Origin of the sequence: Nostoc sp., assembly GCF_036917575.1 — a bacterium.
Taxonomy (GTDB): Bacteria; Cyanobacteriota; Cyanobacteriia; order Cyanobacteriales; family Nostocaceae; genus Nostoc.
In genome coordinates, this window is sequence record NZ_JBALDC010000015.1 from 12,404 (window position 1) to 34,059 (window position 21,656).

A 21,656-nucleotide genomic window follows, 5' to 3' on the forward strand; every position below is an offset into this window, starting at 1 on the left:
TTTCCAGTTGCCTTGAGTAGGAAATTTTGTGCTGATGATGCCAATTAAATCCCTACTTTCCATCTGTGCATCTTCAAGTTCAATTGGCTAGCTTTGATGATTGTAGTTCTAATTAGGAGTCCATTCAAAACCATGAAAACAGAAAAGTTCGCACTCTCGACTATTATAGCATTAGCTGCCTTAGTTAGCACTACACCGGCTGCACAAGCAGTCTCGTTTGTCAATCAAGCCTTAGACGTTGTCCCAGCGCCTCCCTTCGGTGAACCAGTCTTCAGTTTCACCCAGCTAGGAAGTACGTCCCTGCCATATATTAGTCCTACTCTGACGACAGGATCGGGACCTGCACTAAGGATTAACAATAACCTGAATAACTTAGATGTCTCTGTCGGTGATATTGTGTATCGTCTGTTAAGCCCTGATGCTCAGTTTGGCACTGTTACTTCAAACCTTTACAAGGTGACGCTATCTGAAAACAACTCCGTTGCAACATTCACAGGCGCGCGCATCAACCCTAGTCAAGTGTTCCGCATTCAGCGCACGGTCAGCGATGGTTCGCCTGTCGATTTTACCTTGAGATTATCTACCGCAAATGAAACAAATACGGCTACTGTTCCTGAACCGACGACAATTTTAGGTCTAGCGCTTGCAGGTGTCGCTTGTGCCTACATCCGTCGGTGCAAACAGCAAGCCGCAGAGTAAACAGTGAAACGAGATACCTGACTTTTGAGTTGCAACCGCGATTCTAAGAACGATCCATATCAAGCAATCGAATATCTGGTTAATGGCAGCTACAGGCGATCGCAATGTTATATCAATTTTAAAAATGAATGCGACACACGATATGAGGGGGTATGAGAATCGAACCGCAAAGGCGCAGAGGACACTGAGGAAGAGATTAAAAAGGAGCGATCGCCCTTTGAAGTTACAATTGATAGGCGATCGCTCCTAAACTTTAAACTACGATTATTGTCTAACATCAATTATTCCTTGCAGTTGGGCAAAGATTTGACAAGTGAAGGGTTATGGTGTGATTCGTTAAAGAGATGCCATCGCTAGCGATATATTTCTCTTAAAAAGATTGCATAATTTCCCCTTATTGTCATTGTATTGGGATGACCGACACCTAAAGTCTGCTCACAAATCGCCAAAGCTTGCTCAAACAAGGGTTTGGCTTCGTTGTAGCGTCCTGTAACTTTGTAGAGTAATGCCAGATTATTCAGACTATTGGCAACATGATGATGGTTGTCTCCCAGTAAGCGTTTTCTCAATTCTAAAGCTTGCTTATATAGAGGTTCAGCTTCGCTGTAGCGTTCTGTAGAACCGTAGAGTAATCCGAGATTATTCAAGCTAGTGGCGACATCAGGATGGTTGTCTTTTAGTAAACGTTTTCTCAATTCTAAAGCTTGCTGATACAGAGGTTCGGCTTCGCTGTAGCGTTCTGCAAAACGGTAGAGTTCTGCAAGATTGTTCAGACTAGTGGCGACATCGGGGTGGTTGTCTTTTAGTAAGCGTTTTCTCAATTCTAAAGCTTGCTGATACAGAGGTTCGGCTTCACTGTAGCGTTCTGTAAAACGGTAAAGTTCTGCGAGATTATTTAGGCTAGTGGCAACATCAAGATGGTTGTCTTTTAGTAAGCGTTTTCTCAATTGTAAAGCTTGCTTATACAGAGGCTCGGCTTCGCTGTAACGTCCTGTAGATTCGTAGAGTACTGCAAGATTGTTCAGGCTAGTAGCGACATCAAGATGGTTGTCTCCCAATAAACTTTTTGTCAGTGACAAAGCTTGCTGATACAGAGCTTGGGCTTCGCTATACTGTCCTATAGAATGATACAGTGCTGCCAGATTGTTTAAGCTAGTGACGACAAGAGGATGGTTGTCTCCTAGTAAGCGTTTGCTTAATTCCAAAGCTTGCTCAAACAAGGGTTTAGCTTTGCTGTAGAGTCTTGTAGATTTGTAAAGTCCTGCGAGATTGTTCAGGCTAGTAACGACATCGGGATGGTTATCTCCCAGTAAGCGTTTCTGGAGTGACAAAGCTTGCTGATACAGAGGCTCGGCTTCGCTGTACCGTCCTATAGAATGATAGAGTTCTGCGAGGTTGTTCAGGCTAGTGGCAACATCAGGATGTTCTAAACCAAGACGGTTTTCAGCTACCTCAATACATAGTTTGTACCAAGGTTCTGCTTGCTGATAAAATCCTTGAGCTTGATAAAACCAGCCTAAGCTTGTGAAAGGGCAAATTAAATCTTCGTTACTGAGATACTGGGATAGACGGGTTACAATTTCTGCAATGTGGGGGATAGGAGAAGTGAGATTGAAAATATCTTCAAGGTTAGGCTGTTGAGGAATTTGCTTTGCCACTTCTACTAGCAGTGCCACAAAAGCAGTTTTCACATTATCTGCCTCACGTAACTCATCCAACTTCATTTGGAAAAATTGCCGAATCAGTGGATGTAGACGATAAATTCCTTTTCTTTGCCATTGTATTAAATGCAGTTTTTGCAACTGGGCTATAGCTTTCTCCCAGAATTCTTGTTCATCCTCATTTTCTATTGCTTCAACAAATAAGGGAATGTCAGTCAAGGCATACAAACTCAGCCAACAGCCTAAGCCTTGTGCTTTCTCATCTAACTGTTTCCAACTCAATGCAAAAGCTTCAGCAACGCCGTATTCATAACGTATCAATGGGTTAGCCTTGGTTACTGCTTCGTGTTCCAATCGCTTTTTCTCTAGCCGCTTTAGTAGTGTCTCCAAAGACAAATCTGATATTGTATCCAGATATCGCCCCACTAACTCTAATGCCAAAGGCAAATATCCCAAGAATTTACAAATTCTTCTGGCAACCCAAGCCTCGCTTTTAAGTCGTTCCCTGTCAACCAGCGATTTTAATAATTTCATCGCTGCTAATGGTTTGAGAACACCCAAAGGTAATTGCGGCAAAGTTCTATCAAATTCCTGGCGCGTTGTCAGCAATACTTTAAATCGGGGTGATTCTGGGGGTATATAAGGTTGAACCTGTGTTTTGTAGTCAGTGACATCATCAAACACCAGTAACACTTCACCTTGTTGCCAATTTTGCCAGCAGTATCTTAGCCTATCTGCTAATTCCCACTCATCCGGTGCAATCAGGTTAAATTTCAATTGGGCAAATCTGAGAATCTGAATTTCGACATTTATTGCCTGTGCTGATAACCAGCAAACCCCACCTTGATAATTTTGTAAATGCTGTTTGGCGTATTGAGTAGCGAGTTCAGTTTTGCCAACTCCATCCATACCCGCTTTAGCTACAATGGCAACTTGCCCAGATGTTTGTAATGAGGAGTGCAGGCTTTGCAGTTCTGCCTCACGTCCCACAAATTTTTCAAATGGAACAGCAGGGGGAATATTTTGATGAATTTCTTTAATTGTGGTGTGGACAGCGTTCGACTGAGCGCTCACGCCGAAGTCTTGCCTGTCATCATATTTTGCTTTCAGGCAAGCCCGTAATTTTTCTAGTTTGCCCCGACTCTTAGAAGTCGCTAACTCAGGATAACTCTGAGCAAACTTGTTATACACCTTAGTCATCAGCTTTTTGAAAACACCAGCACCAATATTCAATTCACTGGCAAGTTTCACCTGACTCTTACTTGAGTTTTCATTCTTCAAACGCTCTATAAAAGCTGCCGTCTGCTCCGAGGATAGGCTATGAGTAGCAGCTTCATTGGTTAGAAAATCAACCCATTGCATAGACAGCTTGTGAGATTTCTTCTTGATTCTACTTAATTTCTACTTTCTCTCGATTTCTAGGGAATTTCCTCATTCTTCTGGCATAAATACCATTTTTATAGAAAAGGCGATGCCTACGGCAGGCTATGCCTACGCAATTGCGATCGCCGGCTAAAAAGCACGTTATAGCAGATAAATGCAAGCGCCTGATACAAAATTAAAAGATACTTGCTGATGTGGATCTTTAATTTTAGTGCGATCGCATCTCTAGATAAACTGCACCCCGAATACTGCAAATGTGTAAGCGTAGGCAGCCGTAAGCATTGCTGAAACGATAGAAAGCTTAATCATATAAGTGGCGATCGCTAATTTGCAAACTCAATTAAGTTGATTAACTTGCCATCGCATTTAACTTTTTGCGCGAAGGACGCTTGCGATCTGATTTTTTCTTCAGCCCTACAGCTTGAGCTTGGTCGCTATCTGAGCCATATTGTCCGCGCACGACTTCTTTCATCGCTAATACAGTATTATGAAATTCCCACTCTGCTAATCGCGCAGCATCGGCAGCAGCACGGTATAAAGCTAGTTTCTCGGTTTCAGTTTGTTGAGAATTCAACATCGCCTGATAAACTTCCTGCAACTTGGCAACTGAGGCATCAGTACGAGTCGTATTGTAGGTGCTGACAGTCTGTAAACCGTGGAATGAGCTAATATCTTGACTAATCAACTGAGGGCGCAAACGGTTTGTTGTATTTTGGGGAGGCATATATGCATACTTAGTAAATTATACATTTACTGTACCCATTACAACATAAAAATTAGCAGTAAGATGAAATTTTTAGATAAAGCAAGGTTAGAAAGGGTGGTTTAAGATAACAGACCGATGTATTGGCATAACAAGTCGATGCATTAACATAACAGACTGATGTATTGGCATAACAGACCAATGTATTGGCATAACAGACCGATGCAATTACAAAACCGTAAGACGACACTAATTAGCAAGTAGCGCGATCGCATCTCTAGATAAAATGCAACGCTAAATAGACATAGCCAAGCTTAAACAAAAAGTAAACATCATGAATGCGTTGGCTTGTATTGTAAATGCATCTTGAGGAATATGTTTCAAAACACACCTTAGTTAGAATCTTTGTACTAAATTGCCGTGGTATGATCGCGGCTCATTCCTATTGTTGCTTGATAGGAGACAATTATGGAAATCAGTAGACGCAGCTTGTTGAAAACTGCTTCTGCTTCGGGATTAGTGGCAGCAGGACTTGCAGTTTCGGAAGGATTTTTGCAACCGAGCCTCGCTCAAGCAGAAACTGGAAAACCCTCTTTCCCTCTGCTCCCTGTCCCCTGCAAGAACTGCGGTTTTAATGATAAGTCTTTTACCGGACATGATATTACACCGAGTTGATGTTACTCAATGTATTTTCACAACCAGCCAGACAATTCACTGTCATCTCAGAATTTATTGCTGCTGAGTCTATCGATTGGAAGATGTATTTACCCTCAAAGCCTTGAGATGTTATGGGAAGGATGAGGGAAAGAAAAGATGATTTCAGCATTAGCTATCGTACTCAATGGTGCGATCGCCCTTATTTTTCATTCGACGTTTGAAAATATAGCTTTATCCAAGGAGAACAATTATGTCCAACTTTAAAATATTTTCTACTGGTATAGTAGCGATCGCCTTATCTTTGGCAACTGGTTGCACACCAACTACTCCGCATGACCAGACTACATCTGAAGCTCCAGCTGCTCAGTCTGTGCGAACTACTGAAACTCCATCAGCAACTCCATCAGCAACTCCATCAGCAACTACCTCACCAACTGCATCACCAACTGCATCACCAACTGCATCACCAACTGCATCACCAACTACATCACCAACTACATCAGGGCAAAATACCCCCAGTTCTTCAGACAAACAGTTTATGACTGAAGCTGCTTAAGGTGGTTTAGCAGAAGTCCAATTAGGAAAACTTGCATCAAAACGTGGAGCTAGCAATGCGGTAAAACAGTATGGACAGCGTATGGTTAACGATCACACTCCGGTGAACAATCAACTCAAACAATTGGCGGCTCAAAAAGGTGTAACACTGCCAACTAAGCTAAATAGCACAAATAAGCAAGTCCAGCAACGCTTATCCAAACTTTATGGTGCTAACTTTGATCGCCAATATTTGAATCAGATGCTTCAAGATCATGAAAAAGATGTCTCCGCATTTCAAACTGAAGCTCAACAGGGACAAGATGTAGATGTGAAAGCATTTGCGGCTGAAAAGCTACCAACCCTCCAATCTCACCTGCAACAGGTTCGTTCCCTTGTTAATCCTGGAAATTCAACTAGTACCCCAACTCCAAGCAGTACCCCAACTCCAACGAGTACCCCATAAGGCAATACAGTTGAGTTAAACATTTCTTCTTTCCCTTTGCGTCCGCTACGCTTACTCTTGCAAAGTAGCAAGCGTAGCGTAGTGTCTCGTAAACAAGGCGATAGCCTGTAGCAAGTCGCTCTGCATCTACATTAAAGAGTTTTAGCCAGAAAAATCTAATATTTAGCGTTGCATCAAGGAATTAAATAATTTATTTCTTCGAGTTCTTTAAGTACAGTTTTGCGTGAGAGCGTAAATTTTTAATTGCAGAGGAACGCATTGGCATTGCAGAGTATTTACAAATTTAATTCGCTAGATAATTGTTGTACTAAATCTAAAATTTCATTATTAAGGAACCACGATGGCTGAAGTGTTTAAAGGAAAATTTTCTCGTCGTCAGATTCTCACTACTGCTGGGTTAGGAGCCATTTCAGCCACTGCAATCGGTAGTATAGGCGAAGAAGTTGTTGCCCAACAGCCAACTGGACAAGCTACCCCACGCGGAGGCAACTTACCGCCTCAGATAGAGTTTCCGGCCATCTCAGAAAAAACTGAGATTGATACAGGTGGCCCACCAACTGCATTACCTCCAGAGCGACGTTTGGGGTTTGCGATCGTCGGACTAGGGAGACTGACATTGGAAGAAATCATGCCTGCGTTTGCAGAATGTAAACTAGCAAAGCCAACTGCATTAGTTAGTGGCGATAGTGCCAAAGCAAATCTTGTTGCCCAGCAGTATGGCATCAAACCGCAAAACGTTTACAACTATCAGAATTACGATAATCTCCGCAACAATCCAGACGTTGACGTAATTTATATTGTATTGCCTAACAGTATGCACCGGGAATATACGGTGCGTGGTGCGAAAGCTGGAAAGCATATTCTGTGTGAAAAGCCAATGGCAACCACAGTCGAAGATGCTCAACAAATGATTGACGCGTGCAAACAAGCCAACCGCAAGCTGATGATTGCTTATCGCTGCCAATATGAGCCACACCATCGCGCCATGATTGGGATGATCCGTAGCAAAGAATTGGGAACAGTGAAGGTGATTCAGGCAGATAACGGCCAAAACCAGGGAGGTGACTTAAATCAGTGGCGATTGAAACGCGTTTTAGCTGGAGGTGGCTCTTTACCGGATGTGGGAGTTTATTGCTTGAATGCAACTCGCTATTTAACGGGAGAAGAACCGATCGCAATTAGTGCCCAAATCTTCAGCACTCCTGGCGATCCGCGCTTCAAAGAAGTTGAAGAAAGTGTTACCTTCCAATTGCGGTTTCCCAGTGGGATACTAGGGATTTGCTCCACTAGCTACGGCTTCCACGAAGCGCGCCGCTTTCGTGTCTTCGGTTCTGATGCTTGGGCGCAGCTCGATCCCGGATTCTCCTACAACGGTTTGCGGATGATGATTTCGCGCAAATCGCCAAACAATAGCATGGCAGAAAACATTAGCGAAGTGCGGATAGGTGAGAAGAATCAGTTTGCTTTAGAAATCGATCACATGGCAGATTGTGTGATTCAAAATAAACAACCCCATACCCCTGGTGAAGAAGGTTTGCAAGACCAAAAACTAATCGCGTTGATTTACGAAGCGGCACAAACAGGCAAAACGATCGCTCTACCTCGTGTGTCAGGATTGGATACCACTCGTGGCCCCGCTCCTCGAATGCTGAAGTAATGTGTGCATACCTCTGTCCATTTTTATCCTTGCTATCAGGAAAACTGGATTTAGGCCCGGCATTACGGCGGGCAAAACCGCTAGTAGTAATTGAATTGCAACCAGAAGAAGAACCGATTTTAGTCAGCAATGGACAATTATTTTATCTGTTACTCAAATAAAATCGGCGCTTAGAAACCGCGTCTACACAGTCAAAACCCGAAATTTTTAAACACGAGAGTTTGTGTAGTCGCGAATTCTATTCGCCCTGGCTTTAAAATGGAATTATAGCAGTCGAAGCATAGGTTATAACTATGTTAGTTGCTGAAACCTTTGATAATACTCAGTTTTTACTTAGCACGGGCTAAACCTTAGCTATCCGCTAACAGCACTCAGCACTTTGCTAGGCTTCTAAATCCATCTCAGCATCATCATCGTCATGATCGTAAGGAATGTCGTCAAGGTCTATCATTTCAGAAATTTCTTCTACTTCAGTTAGATACTCAGATTCTTGATGTTCGCGCTCGATTAAACGACCAGTAGACTTCAACCATTCCAAGAGAATAAACTCATTACTTGTACGAATTACAGGCGCTCGCTGGTTACGAGGTTCTTCACGCAAAGGACTTATAGGCATAAAAAAAACTCACTTTGAATTATAGGTTAGCGTACAAAAACATTAAAATTGTACTTTATGGTTAAAAGTCTTGTATGACAAGCTTTTTATCAACAGACAAAATATGACCCATTGATGTTTTCGTCTCAAGTCCATCTAGCTATTTACCATTAAAATGTCTCCGCGTCAGTTTTAATCATAAATATTCCAGCCGATGCAATATATATTACAAAGCATTTGGTAGCTTGGCGAGAGTTTCATACATATCAGAGGGTAATGCAGATAGTCTATTCGCTACAGCGACTGCATCAGCTAAGTTACTAAATTGACACCGGACTATTTCTTGTCCATTTCCTGAAGGGAATCGTTTCCTAGCTTTACTAGATACAGCACAAATAATCGCTAAAGCTTTGGCAAAGCCGTCTTTTGTCAATATTGTTTCTTTAACGAACCCTTCAACAGGGATAAGGCAAACCTCAAACCGATAGCCAGGTCTGGGAGAAACAGCTATGTCGATATATGGTTTATCTTCTTTTCTGATTCGGCGTAAATATTTAGCTGTTGAATTAGGATCGTGCAAATCAGTCCCAAGGGCGTAAGTAAAAAAGCAATCTTCTGTGAGGGACTCAGGACGAGTAATTATATCCGTGGGCATAAGTTCCAATAGTATCCGTATATTGTATGCGTGTGTGACACACTAGAGTTCTCCGTTCTTATTAGCACCTTTTTTGACAGTTTGATGTATCAGTGTCACGCGAGGTATTGCAATACATTTCGGCTAACTAAAATCTTAATTTTTGGAATCCTGATGACATCAAACACCTTCAGAATCAAAGGGTGTAGAGATTTAGATTCGGAGAGGCGTCTATGATAGTCAGTTTTATAACCGAAGATATTTCTCAACAGATAAAATTATAACATAGTTTACACCAAATACGGCGATCGCCACCTCACAGCATCAGTGGATGCCTAAAAGCGATCGCAATCACAAACTCTCTGATATTTATTTATACCCATTTATTTATTGCCTTATATTTTCTAAATATTAAGGGCGTCTTCAGGAGTTATTGACATAAATAATCGCCTAAATAAATCCCCAGGATTGTAAATATAATCCTGGGGCATCATCTTCATATCCTGTCTAAGATATTTATAAATCTAAAGGAGGTAAGGGCGGTTAAAACCGAAAAAGGTATTTACGCAATTATGGATTCACGGCATCATTCACGTAAGTATTGACAACACCTTTAGACAGAGTTTTAATCGCAGCTGGAAGAGGAGCATAGCCACGAGCTGTAGCTATATTGTCTGCGGCGGTGGTTCCTAAAGCCCAGCCGATGAATCCTTTAATCCCATCTGCTACCTTAACGTTTGCGTATTTGTCATAAAATAGCAGGTAAGATGCGTTAACAATGGGATAAGCATTTGCAGCTGTTGGATCAGTGACTACGAGTTTAATCCGCCGAGGACTTGCATCTTGGTCAGTCGCACCAACAAAAGCATTTCCAATTGAAGTTGGTGAGATGGGATTGTAAGTACCTGCCTTGTTTTGTAAGACAGCGGCATTCAGACTCTTAGCTAACCGTGTAGCACTATCCACGTAACCAATCGCACCAGGAGTAGCTTTAATATAGTCAGCTAAAGCTCCACCTCCTTTCTGAGATTTGAAACTGGCTGGCCAAACAACTGTATCAGCTGGTACTGGATTGGGTTGGCCTTGAGCAATACTTCTTTGACCAACTCCTCTAGTCCATGCAGCACCAAATGCCGCTTTGAGATGACTGCTTAAAGTAAAAGTGGCACCACTATTGTCACTACGATATACTACAACGATGGGTCTATTTGCTGCAATTACTCTGCCGCCGTTGTCTGCTTTAATTTTGGCATCATTCCAATTTGTGATCGTGCCGTTAAGAATACCAAGGTAAGTAGCTCGTGAAAGCTTAATTCCACCTGCTACATTTAGACCAGTGGGGTTGTAAGCTAACGCAATTCCGACGGTAATTGCAGGCACTTGGATGGGGGCACCAGCGTTGGGACCGGCACTAACTGTTTCTGTTCCGGTTAAGGGATCGTCACTAGCTGCAAAAGAGACTGGGGCATTAATAGTAGCACCAGTCGCGGGTGGTGGGGTTTGAGTTAAAAAAGCTGCCACCCCTGCACCACTATTAATCGAAGCATATCTGAATGTAACGAGTGGATTGACTGCTCCTGGAGGATTGAGGGTTGTAGGATTTCCAACACCGTAAGTGTTAAACCATGAGCCTTGTGGGGCATAAGGAGAGATAGTTCCTGTACCTACATACAAAGTATTCACAGAGCCTGCACCTGCACCATTTATGGAGGTTACTCCAGTTGAGGGAGGAGTGGTGGAGGTCTGAGCTAGAGATTTATGAGTAGCGGATTGACCTACTACTAAACCAGTTGCTATGGCAAGTACAGAAATCGAACTTGCTAAATACGTCAATTGACGATTAGGATAAAAAGCCATATCTTACTCCTGACAAATTAATTTCCGGTTTAACACCTATCAAATCAAAATCAAGCATCACAGTTGGTGATTATAAACAACCTTATATCTGCATAAATAATTAGCATTATAAAGATTGTTTATAAAATACAAATTGACACTCAATACTGAAAAAAAAGAGCGAGCTTAAAACAATCTTTTCAAGATATAGAAGGAATTTAGCTATTGCTAATCCACCCTACACATGATTAATTGCTGGCTAAAAATTCTACCTTTATCAAGTAAGTTGGTATAAATCTTCAGTGGCTATTACTATAAGAGAGTAGTTATTAAATGCTATAAATCATGTTTTTATTAGCATTCTCAGTCTCTGTATTTACTTTTAAAAGCCATGTTTAATTTTATCCACTTACTTAATTAAAAATGGCAATTTTATTTAAATTATGGAAATTACTTTCTTTAATGTAAACATTCAGCAAGTTATTACAAACTACCGCTAAATGCGAACTAAAGAAATTTAGAACTCCACGATTTTTTGATAACTGCTATAGATAATAGCTGTTAAATTTTGCCAACGGAATCAACAGTATAATTGGAAGGTAAAGTTTAAGTCATGATTACATTATGAAATGGTTAAAAAGCTTAAATATATTTTGGAAATTTGGAAGTGTTTTAAAAGTAGTTTTTGTAATGATTTATTCTTTGTCTAGAGAAAATAAAAACCTTTTATTCATTTAAGTATGTAGTTTTTCTTATTAAGATTTTTTAGAAGTTTTAATCAGTATTTAATAAAGTTTACTAATGGCTTGACAAAAAACGCACTATCTGGATTGCTTTTAATCGAGTTTTGTGACTATATTCTGTCAAAATCGTGGATTTTTCACTGTTTTTGTGTTTTTCACGACATCAAAAAAATAAATAATGTTTTATGCTACCTAACGAAATCATTAATCGTGCCATTCACGTTATTGACTCAGTGCTAGTACGGTTTTTGTGTTGTTGGTAAAACAGGCTTTCTCAGTCCTTTTCAAATAGGGCTATACCAACGTTTAAGGCATTTTCTTACTAGTGCCTAAACCGAAAAATTATACCAGTTTTATATAAAACTGCGCTCAACACGTAGATTGAGTTGTAGCAATATCTTGTAGATGATGGAGTAAAACCCAACACATACAAAATACTGGGGTCTTGGGTTTCCTCTTTCAAACGCCACTTGCTTCTCCCTTTGGGTAAAAGGGAGGACTAGGTGTGGCTTTTAAATGCAGAAAAGCTGGAAAACCCTTCTACCGACGTGGCTTCCTAACCTACATTTGTAGCGATCGCTTTTCAAATTGGTATTTAGTCATGAGCAGCAGCCATCACAAAATCCGTTAGAACTAGTTACAATTCCGTCTCCACTAACTTTTTTTGAGGTATTCAATGAACAAGATTAATTTATACAAACAACGCCAGAGCAAAAATAAGGTATTGATTTTGACTTCTGTGACTGTTTTGGCTTCTTCACTAGTACTACCCTTCCAACAAGCCTTTGCTGCAACATTGACTACTGTTGTAAATTTCAACGGCACTAACGGAGCTACACCAAGAGCTGGTGTATTTAAAGGCAGCGGTACTGATGGCAATCTTTATGGAACTACTTCTGCTGGTGGCAGTTCTGGCAAAGGAACTGCATTCAAGTTAACTCCTACTGCTTTCACTACTCTGACCACACTGATAAACTTCACCGGAACCTCTGGAATCAACAAGGGGACTAATCCAGTTGCCAGATTATTCCAAGCAGCCGACGGCAATTTGTATGGGGCAACCTTTACTGGTGGTACAAGTGACCTCGGCAGTGTGTTTAAGTTGGCGAAAACAGCTTTTACAACCCTGACAACTCTTGCAAATTTCACAGGCACTAATGGGGCTAACCCAGCAGGCCGACTGATTACAGGTACTGATAGCAATTTGTGGGGGACAAGCTCTACAGGTGGGGCTAATAATAAAGGAACTATATTCAAGGTTTCGCCCACCACCGGAGCACTTACCACCATCGCAAGCTTCAACGGTACTAATGGAGCAACTCCATTAGCAAGATTGCAATTGGCTACAGATGGAAACTACTACGGCAGCGCCTCTGCCGGTGGATCAGGTGCTAAAGGAGTTGTTTACAAGTTAACTCCTGCAGGAATACTGACTTCATATAGTTTTAGTGGCGCCAATGGGGCAAATCCACAGTCTGGATTAATTGAATCTAGCGGATTCCTTTACGGCACCGCTAAACTGGGTGGAGCCAGCAATAAAGGAGCTATATTCAAGGTTCCAGTCGGTGGCGGTACACCCGTCTTAGTTGCTAGTTTTAATGGCACTAATGGGGCCAACCCAACGGCTGCACTCATAAAAGCAAGCAATGGTAACTTCTATGGGACAGCTTCTGTTGGTGGAGCAAATAATAAAGGAGTTATTTATCAGCTGACTGGGGCTACCATCAACGGCTTAATTAGTTTTAATGGTACTAATGGAGCAACGCCAGAGTCCACGCTAATTCAGCTCTCGAGTGGTGACATTTACGGTACTGCCTCTTTTGGCGGTACTTCTAATCTCGGAACTGTGTTTAAGTTTGTAATCTAGTTCCAAATCTAATCGGCGTGTAGAAAATGGTAAAACGTACATTTGAACGTCTACCATTTTTCTACAATCAATCTAAACTTTTCAATACAGGTATTTGAATTTCAGTGACTCAATACTGTTTCATCTCATGTTCGCTCCGAAGAACCCTAAAGATTCAAAACACCCTTAATCTGCACTCAGAGCAAGCCTACGGTGTACATACAAGTCTGAAATATTTATAGCAGTTTGATCAGATACCTATAAGATAGGGAAAGTCAAGGCTTTGAAGTTGGTTGATCGAAGCTATCTGTATGAGAAAATTATCAAAGTCGAGAGGAATCTACCAGTTTAATCTCGATATTTGTAATCCAGCTTCTCAAATCAGAGAAATTTATTTTTAGATAAATCTTAATATTATGTTAACTTAACTTTAGAATACTAATGTAGAATATATAACTTTACTACAGGTTTGTAATTTGATTAATAATGAACGATGTTAAAATACCTTGACTTGTAATAATTGTCAAATCCGATACATATCTTAACTATAGTACACCATAGGAAAATTAGCAAATGTTTAGACAAAGTTCTCACGAGAGAAACTTTTTCCAAGCTTTAACTGGTAGTGCAGCGAAAGAATCTCACAAGTTAAGACGGGCATTTAAATCCTGTCTGACTATTCTGCTTGAATCTGTACCTTTTTTGATTGCTTGTGCTGTATTTATTAGCGTTATCAGCCTAAGAAGTCCTATTTTGCTGTTTTGTTTACTTGTTGGTAGTCTAATTACAGTCATCATCCAGCAAATTGGGCAGCAAGTGAATTTACCAAGGCGATCGCTAATATTATTACAAATTTTAGCAGCAGCGATCGTTCTGAGTTTGTATTGGTTAGACTGGTTTGCAGCCCCTGCACAAGCTCAATTTTTTGGGAAAGCTGAAGACTTTTTCAAAAATAGCTTCCGTGGTTCAGCAACCACTGGTGGTGATAGCAACACAGCAATAAGTTTGATTTTTAATGTTTTGCGGGCAATATACTTACTCTATATTGCAATTTCCCTAGTTGGTGTGATTAACGCAGTGCGTAAAGATGAAGATTGGCAAAGCATCGCCAGAACTCCCCTATTAGTGGTTGTTGCTGTTACCGTTGCTGATGTACTTACAGGCTTTGTAATTGGCGCTAGTCCTAATAAATAATTCAGATATATCAAATGCCTCAAGAGCAGGAACAAGATTTTCGTCCAGTCAATCAGGTTCTAGGAAGCCAACCTTCACTAGGGCCAATTCCTGCCGATCAAATTCTTCCTTGGACAGTAATTGCCTTAGCCTCCTATTTTATGATCAATGGAATTTTTGGGGGTCTTTTTCAAGAAGAGTTTCAAAAATGGTTGTGGACAGTACTAATGACTGGTTGGGGAATCGGAACTTGGTGGATCTTAACTGGTGGTAGGAGTTGGAGTTTTTTAAGTAAATTTATCGGCGTTCCCACTTGGACAAGAGGCTTTGCTCGTTATCAAAGCTTATTAAAAGTTAACCATGAAGCAAAAAATCGGAAAACAAAGCGTCGGCATCGCCGGAAATGAAAGTAGATTAACGCCATTTGAAGATGCCTTGCACTTAGCGACAATGCTGCGTGTTGCAATGAATGGACGTGATATTGGCGCTTACCTGTTGACAAAAGGTACTCAAAAAGATCGGTTTTGCTTTGTTTTTGGTTTTGATTGTAAAGGAATTCATACCACCTTAAGACCTGAACAAATTGATACACTTTTTAATAATATTGAAGCTGGATTAAAAGACATTCCTAGCGGTGAAAGGATGACGCTACATTTGGGTTCTTTTAGTTCAGATAAAGAGCGCCAAAAAGAGTTAGCAACATTAATCAGAAATGCCTCATCGCGAGACATCAAATATTTGTTGATGGCAGAGAGAGCCAGAATAAAAGAACTGACTATTTCTGGGATTCGTAAACCAAAATTTTTGCGGATTTATGTAACTTACACCATTGAATCTAACTCGCAACACGCAGATGATTGGATAGAAAAGCTTTTAGTCAAAGCTGAATCATGGTGGTTAAAATTCAAAGGCGATCTTTTAGAAGTAGAAAATCAACGCATTGAAACACTGATTACAAACGCTTACAACCAAGGTTTTCTGCGCTGGGAACAAATCTTATCTAACAAAATGGGGTTGGATGTCAAACCTTTGACTGCTAATGAACTCTGGGGAGAAATCTGGAAAAGGTTTAATGATACGCAGCCAATAGATATTCCCCAGTTAATGACTTTAGATGAACAAGGACTCCACGAACAAGTTAATTCCGATTTAGCTAGTACTAAATTGCTTGTAGACAATATCCACGGCACAACTTTGCTGATGGAATCTAATGTACCTTGTGCTGATCGCCGTTGGGTTAATGTTAATAATCGTTATATTGGCGCACTGTCATTTCTGGAAAAACCCGGCGGTTGGCCCAATAAATCAGCTCAACTACGCTATTTATGGGAACTATTGGCCAGAGAAACAGTAGTAGATACAGAAATATTTTGTGAGTTGACTGCTGCAAATCCAGCATTGGTAAAAACTACCCTGCAACGAGTGCTGAAGCAGTCAAATATGACAACGATTCTGGCTCAAGAAAAAAGTAAAACTATTGATGTCAATGCTCAATTAAAGTTGAAGAAATCGGTAGCAGCACAAGAACAGTTATTTGAAGGTGCAGTCCCGATTTATACGAGTATTGCTATTTTAGTGCATCGTCCAACTTTAGAAAAATTAGATGAAGCAACAAGATATATTGAAAACTGTTTTCAACGTCCAGCCAGAGTAATTAGGGAAACTGAATATGCCTGGAAAATTTGGCTGCAAACTCTACCGATAGTTTGGGAAGGCTTATTAGCAACACCCTTCAACCGTCGCCAACTATATTTAACAAGTGAAGTTCCGGGATTAATGCCGCTAGTTTTAAGTAAAAAAGGTGACAGACAAGGCTTTGAGTTGATTGCTGAAGAAGGTGGAACACCCATACATTTAGATTTATTTAATCAACACAAAAATTTAGCTTTGTTTGCGACAACTCGTGCTGGTAAATCGGTGTTGGTATCAGGAATTTTAACTCAGGCTTTGGCACATGGGATTCCGGTTGTGGCGTTAGATTTCCCCAAACCTGATGGGACATCTACTTTCACTGACTACACAGAGTTTATGGAGGGGAATGGAGCCTATTTTGATATTTCCAAACAATCGAATAACTTATTTGAGCAGCCAGATTTACGATCGCTAGAAGCAGAACAACAACGTGATCGCTTTAACGATTATACCGCCTTCCTAGAATCAGCCTTAATGACAATGATTTTAGGATCGTCCACTGAAAGTCAAATTTTATCGCAAACCGTGCGATCGCTGCTCAACTTAGCTTTAGAAGCCTTCTTTAAAGATGAGGGGATCAAAGAGCGATATCGACAGGCGATGGAGGGAGGATTTGGCACTCTTGCTTGGCAGAAAACCCCCACTTTAAAAGATTTTCTCTTTTTCTGCTCACCCGAACACTTACAACTAAGTTCTTTAACTGGCAGAGTAGAAGACGCCCTCAGTCAAATTCAGTTGCGCTTACGCTTTTGGCTTTCTAGCCGCGTGGGACAAGCCATTTCTGCACCATCTAGCTTTCCTACCAATGCACAACTTTTAGTTTTTGCTCTCAGAAACCTATCAGATAGTGAAGATGCAGCTGTACTATCCTTGAGTGCTTATTCAGCCGCACTCCGACGCGCATTAAGTAGTCCAGCTTCCATATTCTTTATCGACGAAGCACCAATTTTATTTGAATTTGAGCAAATTTCCGACTTAGTTGGTAGAATTTGTGCTAACGGTGCTAAAGCCGGTATCAGAGTCATCTTATCAGGACAAGATCCTGACACCATTGCCAAATCCAAAGCTGCATCGAAAATATTGCAAAACCTGACAACACGGTTGATTGGACGCATTCAACCAGTTGCAGTAGATAGTTTTGCAGACATCTTGAAATATCCCCGCCAAGTTATTTCTCGTAATGCCTCAGAAAGCTTTTTTCCTCGCAAAGAAGGTGTTTATAGCCAATGGTTATTAGATGATAACGGTATTTATACATTCTGTCGTTACTATCCAGGTTACGAGCAATTGGCAGCAGTTGCTAATAACCCTTATGAACAAACTGCACGTAGCCAAATGATGCAACTTCACAGTGATAAATATGAAGCAATTTCTGCGTTTGCGCGTCAATTAGTGGCTACTTTACGTAGTAGTTAATTGAATTATGTAAGTAGTTAATACTGAGTCAAACCATTTTGAATTTTAGATTTATGATTGCGTAACGTTAGCAAGTTACCAAAGTCTTTTATAGTTACTTCATCCATTCTTGGGTTGTAGCTTAGGAATTTTAGATTTGAGAATAGCGTCGGGGATTGAACCGAAAAACTAATTCTATTATTTAAAATCAGCACGGTTCAAAAGCTAAATTTTTACCTCACTATATAATGTAGTCTACCTTTTTCAGGTACAGATATATGCGAAAAACTACCATTTTTACTTTTACCTTGCTATCCCTAGCAATACTACCAGCAGTTGCACAAATTCAGACAGGCGGATTAGGCCAGGTTTGGACTGATTTTCAATCATATTCCCAAGATATGCAAGATTACTTTCAACATAATAATTTGAAGAATACCTTAAACCCTTTAGAACAAAGTCAGAGTCAAATTGCTATTGAGAGTGCTAAGGGAGATTTGAAGATACCTAACCCCGTTGCTGCGGGACAAAAAATTCGTGATGATTCAATTAACTACTCTTATAATTCCGATGCTAAATCAAGTCGCTTTGAGAATAATGCAGCAGTAAGAGGAAATTTAGTTAGTAATGAACTTAATCGTATAATTACCCGTGGAATAGCGGTAGGTGTTCTCGGTAAAAATGGACAAACTAGGACAAAAGTAAAGTTAGAAAATACAGAGAAAAGTCTGGAAGAAATTGATGGATTAGCTCAGGAAACAGAGGGTAGTAATAATACATTCCTAACTCAAATAAAGTCTGGTATTAGTAGTGCAGGTAAAGCTGATCCAACAGTAAATGCTATTTCTGGATTAGCAGAATTGCTAGGTGTTAGTCAAGTACAAATGATGAAAATTCAACAGGAACAAATAAAAATTGTAGCTGAAACATTTGGTCAAACATTACAAAATAATCAGGCTTTGCAATATTCAAACTTAAATTTAGCAAATATTTCTCAGCAGGCGGAAGAGGTGAATCGCGCTCGGAGAGTAGAAACATCTACAGAAGCAGCGCGACTTTTACGAGCAACTTCTCAACTAGATTTGTTTGGCAGACAAGTTAACAAGTTGGATTTTAATAAAAAACAACTCTAATCTTTCAGACAATTTTTAAAATACTTGAAATTTTAATAAACCAATAGGAAATCCAAAAAACAGTTTAGGAGGGTGGGTTATTTTCCTAACGCACATAGCAAAATCTCAGAAAATAGCCTATTAATTCAAAATGCAACTTGCTATCAAACTAATTTTTGCCCAAGTAGGTATCGATCAGATTATCGATAATGGTGCTGCAACTTCCCAAAGTATTGCCGAAGGTTGGGACAAACAATGGCTGGATTTATTACAAAATAACACCAATAATAACTTGTATGGAGCGCTGACAAATCTGGGTATTTTTTTTGCTGTAGGAACCCTGTTATTTTTTATGATACAATTCCTCAAAGACTTAATATCCTACGAATACACCCGTCCCATATCAGCTTTAATTTGGCCTTTTATTGTGGTAGTACTCTTAAGTAATTCAGGTAGTGGAAGCATACTATCTAATCTGACGTTGGGAGTGCGGAATGTTTTAAACACTGTGAATCAGCAAGTAGTGGTTTCAGCAGATGCAGATAAAATCTACCAGCAAGCACTGAATATGAGTGTTGCTGAAGAAGTAGCTGGTTCTTTACTACGTCCTTGTCAATCTCTTACTGGCGAACAACAAAATCAATGTTTTGTGAAAGCTGCTGAAAAAATCAACGTTCTCTGGCAAAAATATAGAGAGATTTATGGAAATAAAATCTGGATAAATAGACTACAAACTAAAGTAGATAATATCAGATATGGCACTGGCATCGTATCAGAAACTTCATTTAACTCTCTGTTAGGTTCAGCAGTCCAAACGAGCATAAAAAACTTTTTAGTTTCCTTACAATATGCTTTTCAAAATTTGATAGAAGCTACTATGTTGTTAATAGCAGTTTTAGGGCCAATAGCTGTAGGTGGATCTTTGCTACCTGTAGCTGGTAAACCAATTTTTGCATGGCTGACTGGATTTCTCTCTATTGGAATCGCCAAAATTTCCTTCAACATTATTGCTGTGCTGACTGCCGCTGTGATTGTCAATGGCCCAGGTCAAGATATTAAGGTTGTTGATTCACCAGATTTAATGTGGTTCATAATTTTTCTGGGAATTTTAGCACCAGTTTTATCTTTACTTGTGGCTGCTGCTGGTGGTTTTGCAGTCTTCAGTGCTATCAACAGTACGACTTCTTTAGTAAAAGAGAGGATATAGAAAATTAAAAGTTGTTGTAAGTGTTGTAACTAGTAAGTATATGCAAAACATCATATATAATAGCTGAATTTTTTGCAGTAGGAGGTGAGTAAATGGTGCGTTTACTAGAAAAAAGACAAGGAACGGCAAATGTTTTAACGTTGTTTGCGATCGCAACCTTTAGTTTACATATATTAGTGTTATTTTTATTCTTATTACAAGGGTTAAATATTCGCCAACTCAGTCTGAGAAAACCTCCCAACTTCGTGCAATTACTCGACGGTAAACCAGTAGCTAATGTTGATGATTTAGCAAGAGAACCAGAGGCAATTCGCCAATTTATCAGCAAAACGATGATATCAATGTTTAGTTGGTCTGGAACTTTACCACCACAAACTATTGAAGAAGTCGCTAACCCAAAATCCGATTTAGGAGTACTGATTAACACACCTCAAGGTGGTAGCCAAAAAATTACTACTAGCACTTGGGTAGCTAGTTTTGCTTTATCAGAAGACTTTCGCAAAGGTTTCTTAAGCACAGTTGCAGAAATGACACCGCCAGAAGTTTTCTCGGAAAATCCCAATCAAGCGATGACATCACAACTAATAATTAAGAGACTTTATCCACCAAAACAAATTGCACCAGGTAAATGGCAAGTGGGTATGGTAGCCGACTTAGTTCAAAAAAATAGAGTTGGTGGTGCAAAACTTATAACTCCTTTTAATAAAGATTTCCTTGTACGTGCAGCAGATTATTTTGCTAATCCCCAAGCCGACAATAGTACCGACTTGCAAAAAGCAATTTATAGTGTCCGCGCTGATAGACTAGAAATTTATGAAATTCGTAATTTATGTTTGCTAGATAACTACAACAACCTGAACCAAGATAAATCAAAACAATGCGGAACTGGACAAACATCTGATAGTTTTATCAGATAATAAATTTATGACATGAAGATAATTCAATTTATACTATCGATTATTAATGCAATTACTAAAACCAGAAAATAAAAAAAATAGCTCTTTACCCCTGTTGGCAGTAGGAACGTTTGGTTTACATCTATTTACCCTACTGTTACTAATATTTAACTGGTCTATGTTACAACAGCTAGGTAAACAACTCACACCTCAAAGTTTAGTGCAACTTGTTGATGGTCATGCTATAACGGTAGACCCCCAAGCCAATTTAGAGCGGCAACCAGAAACTATTCGGCGCTTTGTAGGTGAAACTATGAGTTTAATGCTTACTTGGTCACAACAGCAGCCACCAACACAAATCTGGGAAATTACCTCCCAATTAGTAGCTGATGATTTTAAACAGAAACTTAAGTCAGAAATTACTAATTTAAATCCAGATAGCCAATTTGAAAATGTTAATAGAGGTGCAGAGAATGTATTAGTAATCCAAAAAGTTTCTCAACCTATAGAAATAAGTAACGGAAAGTGGAAAGTGGAGATACTTGCCAATCAATTAATTTTTAACAGTTATGATAAATTAGGAAAATCAATTTCCTTTAATAAACAAATTTTCGTTAGAGCAATAGATCGACCTGCAACTTCACTACTAAATGCAGCACTACCATCGCAGTTCGCAGCTTACCGCCTTGGGGAAGCCAAATTAGAAATTTATAATATGTGTGAAATTAAAGATAATAATTGTTCTGGAAATCCAAACTAAGCTCTAC

At 39.8% G+C, this 21,656-nt stretch carries 19 protein-coding genes and 1 pseudogene; 15 read left to right on the forward strand and 5 right to left on the reverse strand.

The window, feature by feature from the left end; translation table 11 throughout:
* Nucleotides 1-132: 132 nt before the first annotated feature.
* On the forward strand, nucleotides 133-699 hold the full coding sequence (locus V7K79_RS03200) for a PEP-CTERM sorting domain-containing protein (RefSeq protein ID WP_335044646.1): 567 nt from the start codon (nucleotides 133-135) through the stop codon (nucleotides 697-699).
* Nucleotides 700-1,052: 353 nt separating this feature from the next.
* Here V7K79_RS03200 and V7K79_RS03205 read toward each other — a convergent pair whose 3' ends face one another.
* Nucleotides 1,053-3,722: a tetratricopeptide repeat protein gene (locus V7K79_RS03205; protein WP_335044648.1), complete on the reverse strand. Its 2,670-nt coding sequence runs from the start codon at nucleotides 3,720-3,722 to the stop codon at nucleotides 1,053-1,055.
* 22 nt (nucleotides 3,723-3,744) lie between these two features.
* Between V7K79_RS03205 and V7K79_RS03210 the strand changes: the two genes are divergently transcribed.
* Entirely contained in the window at nucleotides 3,745-3,876 is a 132-nt protein-coding gene (locus tag V7K79_RS03210) for a hypothetical protein (RefSeq protein WP_335044650.1), read from the forward strand.
* 216 nt (nucleotides 3,877-4,092) lie between these two features.
* On the opposite strand, the gene V7K79_RS03215 is transcribed toward V7K79_RS03210, so the two are convergent.
* Nucleotides 4,093-4,467 carry a hypothetical protein gene (locus tag V7K79_RS03215; RefSeq protein WP_335044652.1) on the reverse strand — a complete coding sequence of 125 codons (375 nt, stop codon included), beginning with the start codon at nucleotides 4,465-4,467 and terminating at the stop codon, nucleotides 4,093-4,095.
* A gap of 447 nt (nucleotides 4,468-4,914) precedes the next feature.
* Here V7K79_RS03215 and V7K79_RS03220 point away from each other — a divergent pair, with 447 nt between their 5' ends.
* The 5 genes and pseudogenes from V7K79_RS03220 to V7K79_RS03240 all read left to right on the forward strand — a co-directional run bounded on the left by V7K79_RS03220 (nucleotide 4,915) and on the right by V7K79_RS03240 (nucleotide 7,921).
* On the forward strand, nucleotides 4,915-5,121 hold the full coding sequence (locus V7K79_RS03220) for a twin-arginine translocation signal domain-containing protein (RefSeq protein WP_335044653.1): 207 nt from the start codon (nucleotides 4,915-4,917) through the stop codon (nucleotides 5,119-5,121).
* A gap of 232 nt (nucleotides 5,122-5,353) precedes the next feature.
* A complete protein-coding gene (locus V7K79_RS03225; RefSeq protein WP_335044654.1) occupies nucleotides 5,354-5,659 on the forward strand; it encodes a hypothetical protein in 306 nt (101 codons plus the stop codon).
* A 15-nt stretch (nucleotides 5,660-5,674) separates the two neighbouring features.
* Nucleotides 5,675-6,103 (forward strand): annotated as a pseudogene (locus V7K79_RS03230) (DUF4142 domain-containing protein); the annotation flags it as partial.
* Nucleotides 6,104-6,443: 340 nt separating this feature from the next.
* Nucleotides 6,444-7,760 (forward strand): Gfo/Idh/MocA family protein, encoded by a 1,317-nt coding sequence (locus V7K79_RS03235; RefSeq protein WP_335044656.1) that lies wholly within the window; start codon nucleotides 6,444-6,446, stop codon nucleotides 7,758-7,760.
* Nucleotides 7,760-7,921 (forward strand): hypothetical protein, encoded by a 162-nt coding sequence (locus tag V7K79_RS03240; RefSeq protein ID WP_335044658.1) that lies wholly within the window; start codon nucleotides 7,760-7,762, stop codon nucleotides 7,919-7,921. The genes V7K79_RS03235 and V7K79_RS03240 overlap by 1 nt, the downstream gene beginning before the upstream one ends.
* A gap of 221 nt (nucleotides 7,922-8,142) precedes the next feature.
* Here the strand turns inward: V7K79_RS03240 and V7K79_RS03245 are convergent, their stop codons facing one another.
* The 3 genes from V7K79_RS03245 to V7K79_RS03255 all read right to left on the reverse strand — a co-directional run bounded on the left by V7K79_RS03245 (nucleotide 8,143) and on the right by V7K79_RS03255 (nucleotide 10,846).
* Nucleotides 8,143-8,376 carry a DUF3134 domain-containing protein gene (locus tag V7K79_RS03245; protein WP_094350689.1) on the reverse strand — a complete coding sequence of 78 codons (234 nt, stop codon included), beginning with the start codon at nucleotides 8,374-8,376 and terminating at the stop codon, nucleotides 8,143-8,145.
* 205 nt (nucleotides 8,377-8,581) lie between these two features.
* The gene (locus tag V7K79_RS03250; protein ID WP_335044659.1) at nucleotides 8,582-9,010 is read right to left on the reverse strand and encodes a hypothetical protein; all 429 of its coding nucleotides are present in this window, start codon (nucleotides 9,008-9,010) and stop codon (nucleotides 8,582-8,584) included.
* A gap of 549 nt (nucleotides 9,011-9,559) precedes the next feature.
* Nucleotides 9,560-10,846, reverse strand: a complete 1,287-nt coding sequence (locus tag V7K79_RS03255; protein ID WP_335044661.1) for a substrate-binding domain-containing protein — start codon at nucleotides 10,844-10,846, stop codon at nucleotides 9,560-9,562.
* Nucleotides 10,847-12,244: 1,398 nt separating this feature from the next.
* Between V7K79_RS03255 and V7K79_RS03260 the strand changes: the two genes are divergently transcribed.
* The 8 genes from V7K79_RS03260 (at nucleotide 12,245) to V7K79_RS03295 (ending at nucleotide 21,649) form a co-directional block, all read left to right on the forward strand.
* Nucleotides 12,245-13,435: a choice-of-anchor tandem repeat GloVer-containing protein gene (locus tag V7K79_RS03260; RefSeq protein ID WP_335044664.1), complete on the forward strand. Its 1,191-nt coding sequence runs from the start codon at nucleotides 12,245-12,247 to the stop codon at nucleotides 13,433-13,435.
* Between the two features lie 552 nt (nucleotides 13,436-13,987).
* Complete coding sequence (locus tag V7K79_RS03265) at nucleotides 13,988-14,608, forward strand: hypothetical protein (protein WP_335044666.1); 621 nt, start codon at nucleotides 13,988-13,990, stop codon at nucleotides 14,606-14,608.
* 14 nt (nucleotides 14,609-14,622) lie between these two features.
* The gene (locus V7K79_RS03270) at nucleotides 14,623-14,994 is read left to right on the forward strand and encodes a hypothetical protein (RefSeq protein WP_335044667.1); all 372 of its coding nucleotides are present in this window, start codon (nucleotides 14,623-14,625) and stop codon (nucleotides 14,992-14,994) included.
* Complete coding sequence (locus V7K79_RS03275) at nucleotides 14,948-17,695, forward strand: hypothetical protein (protein ID WP_335044668.1); 2,748 nt, start codon at nucleotides 14,948-14,950, stop codon at nucleotides 17,693-17,695. The genes V7K79_RS03270 and V7K79_RS03275 overlap by 47 nt, the downstream gene beginning before the upstream one ends.
* 257 nt (nucleotides 17,696-17,952) lie before the next feature.
* Nucleotides 17,953-18,807 (forward strand): hypothetical protein, encoded by an 855-nt coding sequence (locus V7K79_RS03280; RefSeq protein ID WP_335044670.1) that lies wholly within the window; start codon nucleotides 17,953-17,955, stop codon nucleotides 18,805-18,807.
* A 130-nt stretch (nucleotides 18,808-18,937) separates the two neighbouring features.
* Entirely contained in the window at nucleotides 18,938-19,993 is a 1,056-nt protein-coding gene (locus tag V7K79_RS03285; RefSeq protein ID WP_335044672.1) for a hypothetical protein, read from the forward strand.
* Between the two features lie 92 nt (nucleotides 19,994-20,085).
* A complete protein-coding gene (locus V7K79_RS03290; protein ID WP_335044674.1) occupies nucleotides 20,086-20,910 on the forward strand; it encodes a hypothetical protein in 825 nt (274 codons plus the stop codon).
* A gap of 46 nt (nucleotides 20,911-20,956) precedes the next feature.
* Entirely contained in the window at nucleotides 20,957-21,649 is a 693-nt protein-coding gene (locus tag V7K79_RS03295; RefSeq protein ID WP_335044677.1) for a hypothetical protein, read from the forward strand.
* Nucleotides 21,650-21,656: the final 7 nt, after the last annotated feature.

Excerpts from the sequence above, each read along its gene's own strand:
- V7K79_RS03205 (WP_335044648.1), bottom strand. The coding sequence starts at position 3,722 with ATGCAATGGGTTGATTTTCTAACCAATGAAGCTGCTACTCATAGCCTA.
- V7K79_RS03240 (WP_335044658.1), top strand. The coding sequence starts at position 7,760 with ATGTGTGCATACCTCTGTCCATTTTTATCCTTGCTATCAGGAAAACTG.
- V7K79_RS03275 (WP_335044668.1), top strand. The coding sequence starts at position 14,948 with ATGAAGCAAAAAATCGGAAAACAAAGCGTCGGCATCGCCGGAAATGAA.
- V7K79_RS03235 (WP_335044656.1), top strand. The coding sequence starts at position 6,444 with ATGGCTGAAGTGTTTAAAGGAAAATTTTCTCGTCGTCAGATTCTCACT.
- V7K79_RS03255 (WP_335044661.1), bottom strand. The coding sequence starts at position 10,846 with ATGGCTTTTTATCCTAATCGTCAATTGACGTATTTAGCAAGTTCGATT.
- V7K79_RS03245 (WP_094350689.1), bottom strand. The coding sequence starts at position 8,376 with ATGCCTATAAGTCCTTTGCGTGAAGAACCTCGTAACCAGCGAGCGCCT.
- V7K79_RS03250 (WP_335044659.1), bottom strand. The coding sequence starts at position 9,010 with ATGCCCACGGATATAATTACTCGTCCTGAGTCCCTCACAGAAGATTGC.
- V7K79_RS03270 (WP_335044667.1), top strand. The coding sequence starts at position 14,623 with ATGCCTCAAGAGCAGGAACAAGATTTTCGTCCAGTCAATCAGGTTCTA.
- V7K79_RS03295 (WP_335044677.1), top strand. The coding sequence starts at position 20,957 with ATGCAATTACTAAAACCAGAAAATAAAAAAAATAGCTCTTTACCCCTG.
- V7K79_RS03290 (WP_335044674.1), top strand. The coding sequence starts at position 20,086 with ATGGTGCGTTTACTAGAAAAAAGACAAGGAACGGCAAATGTTTTAACG.
- V7K79_RS03215 (WP_335044652.1), bottom strand. The coding sequence starts at position 4,467 with ATGCCTCCCCAAAATACAACAAACCGTTTGCGCCCTCAGTTGATTAGT.
- V7K79_RS03265 (WP_335044666.1), top strand. The coding sequence starts at position 13,988 with ATGTTTAGACAAAGTTCTCACGAGAGAAACTTTTTCCAAGCTTTAACT.
- V7K79_RS03260 (WP_335044664.1), top strand. The coding sequence starts at position 12,245 with ATGAACAAGATTAATTTATACAAACAACGCCAGAGCAAAAATAAGGTA.
- V7K79_RS03280 (WP_335044670.1), top strand. The coding sequence starts at position 17,953 with ATGCGAAAAACTACCATTTTTACTTTTACCTTGCTATCCCTAGCAATA.
- V7K79_RS03200 (WP_335044646.1), top strand. The coding sequence starts at position 133 with ATGAAAACAGAAAAGTTCGCACTCTCGACTATTATAGCATTAGCTGCC.
- V7K79_RS03220 (WP_335044653.1), top strand. The coding sequence starts at position 4,915 with ATGGAAATCAGTAGACGCAGCTTGTTGAAAACTGCTTCTGCTTCGGGA.
- V7K79_RS03285 (WP_335044672.1), top strand. The coding sequence starts at position 18,938 with ATGCAACTTGCTATCAAACTAATTTTTGCCCAAGTAGGTATCGATCAG.
- V7K79_RS03225 (WP_335044654.1), top strand. The coding sequence starts at position 5,354 with ATGTCCAACTTTAAAATATTTTCTACTGGTATAGTAGCGATCGCCTTA.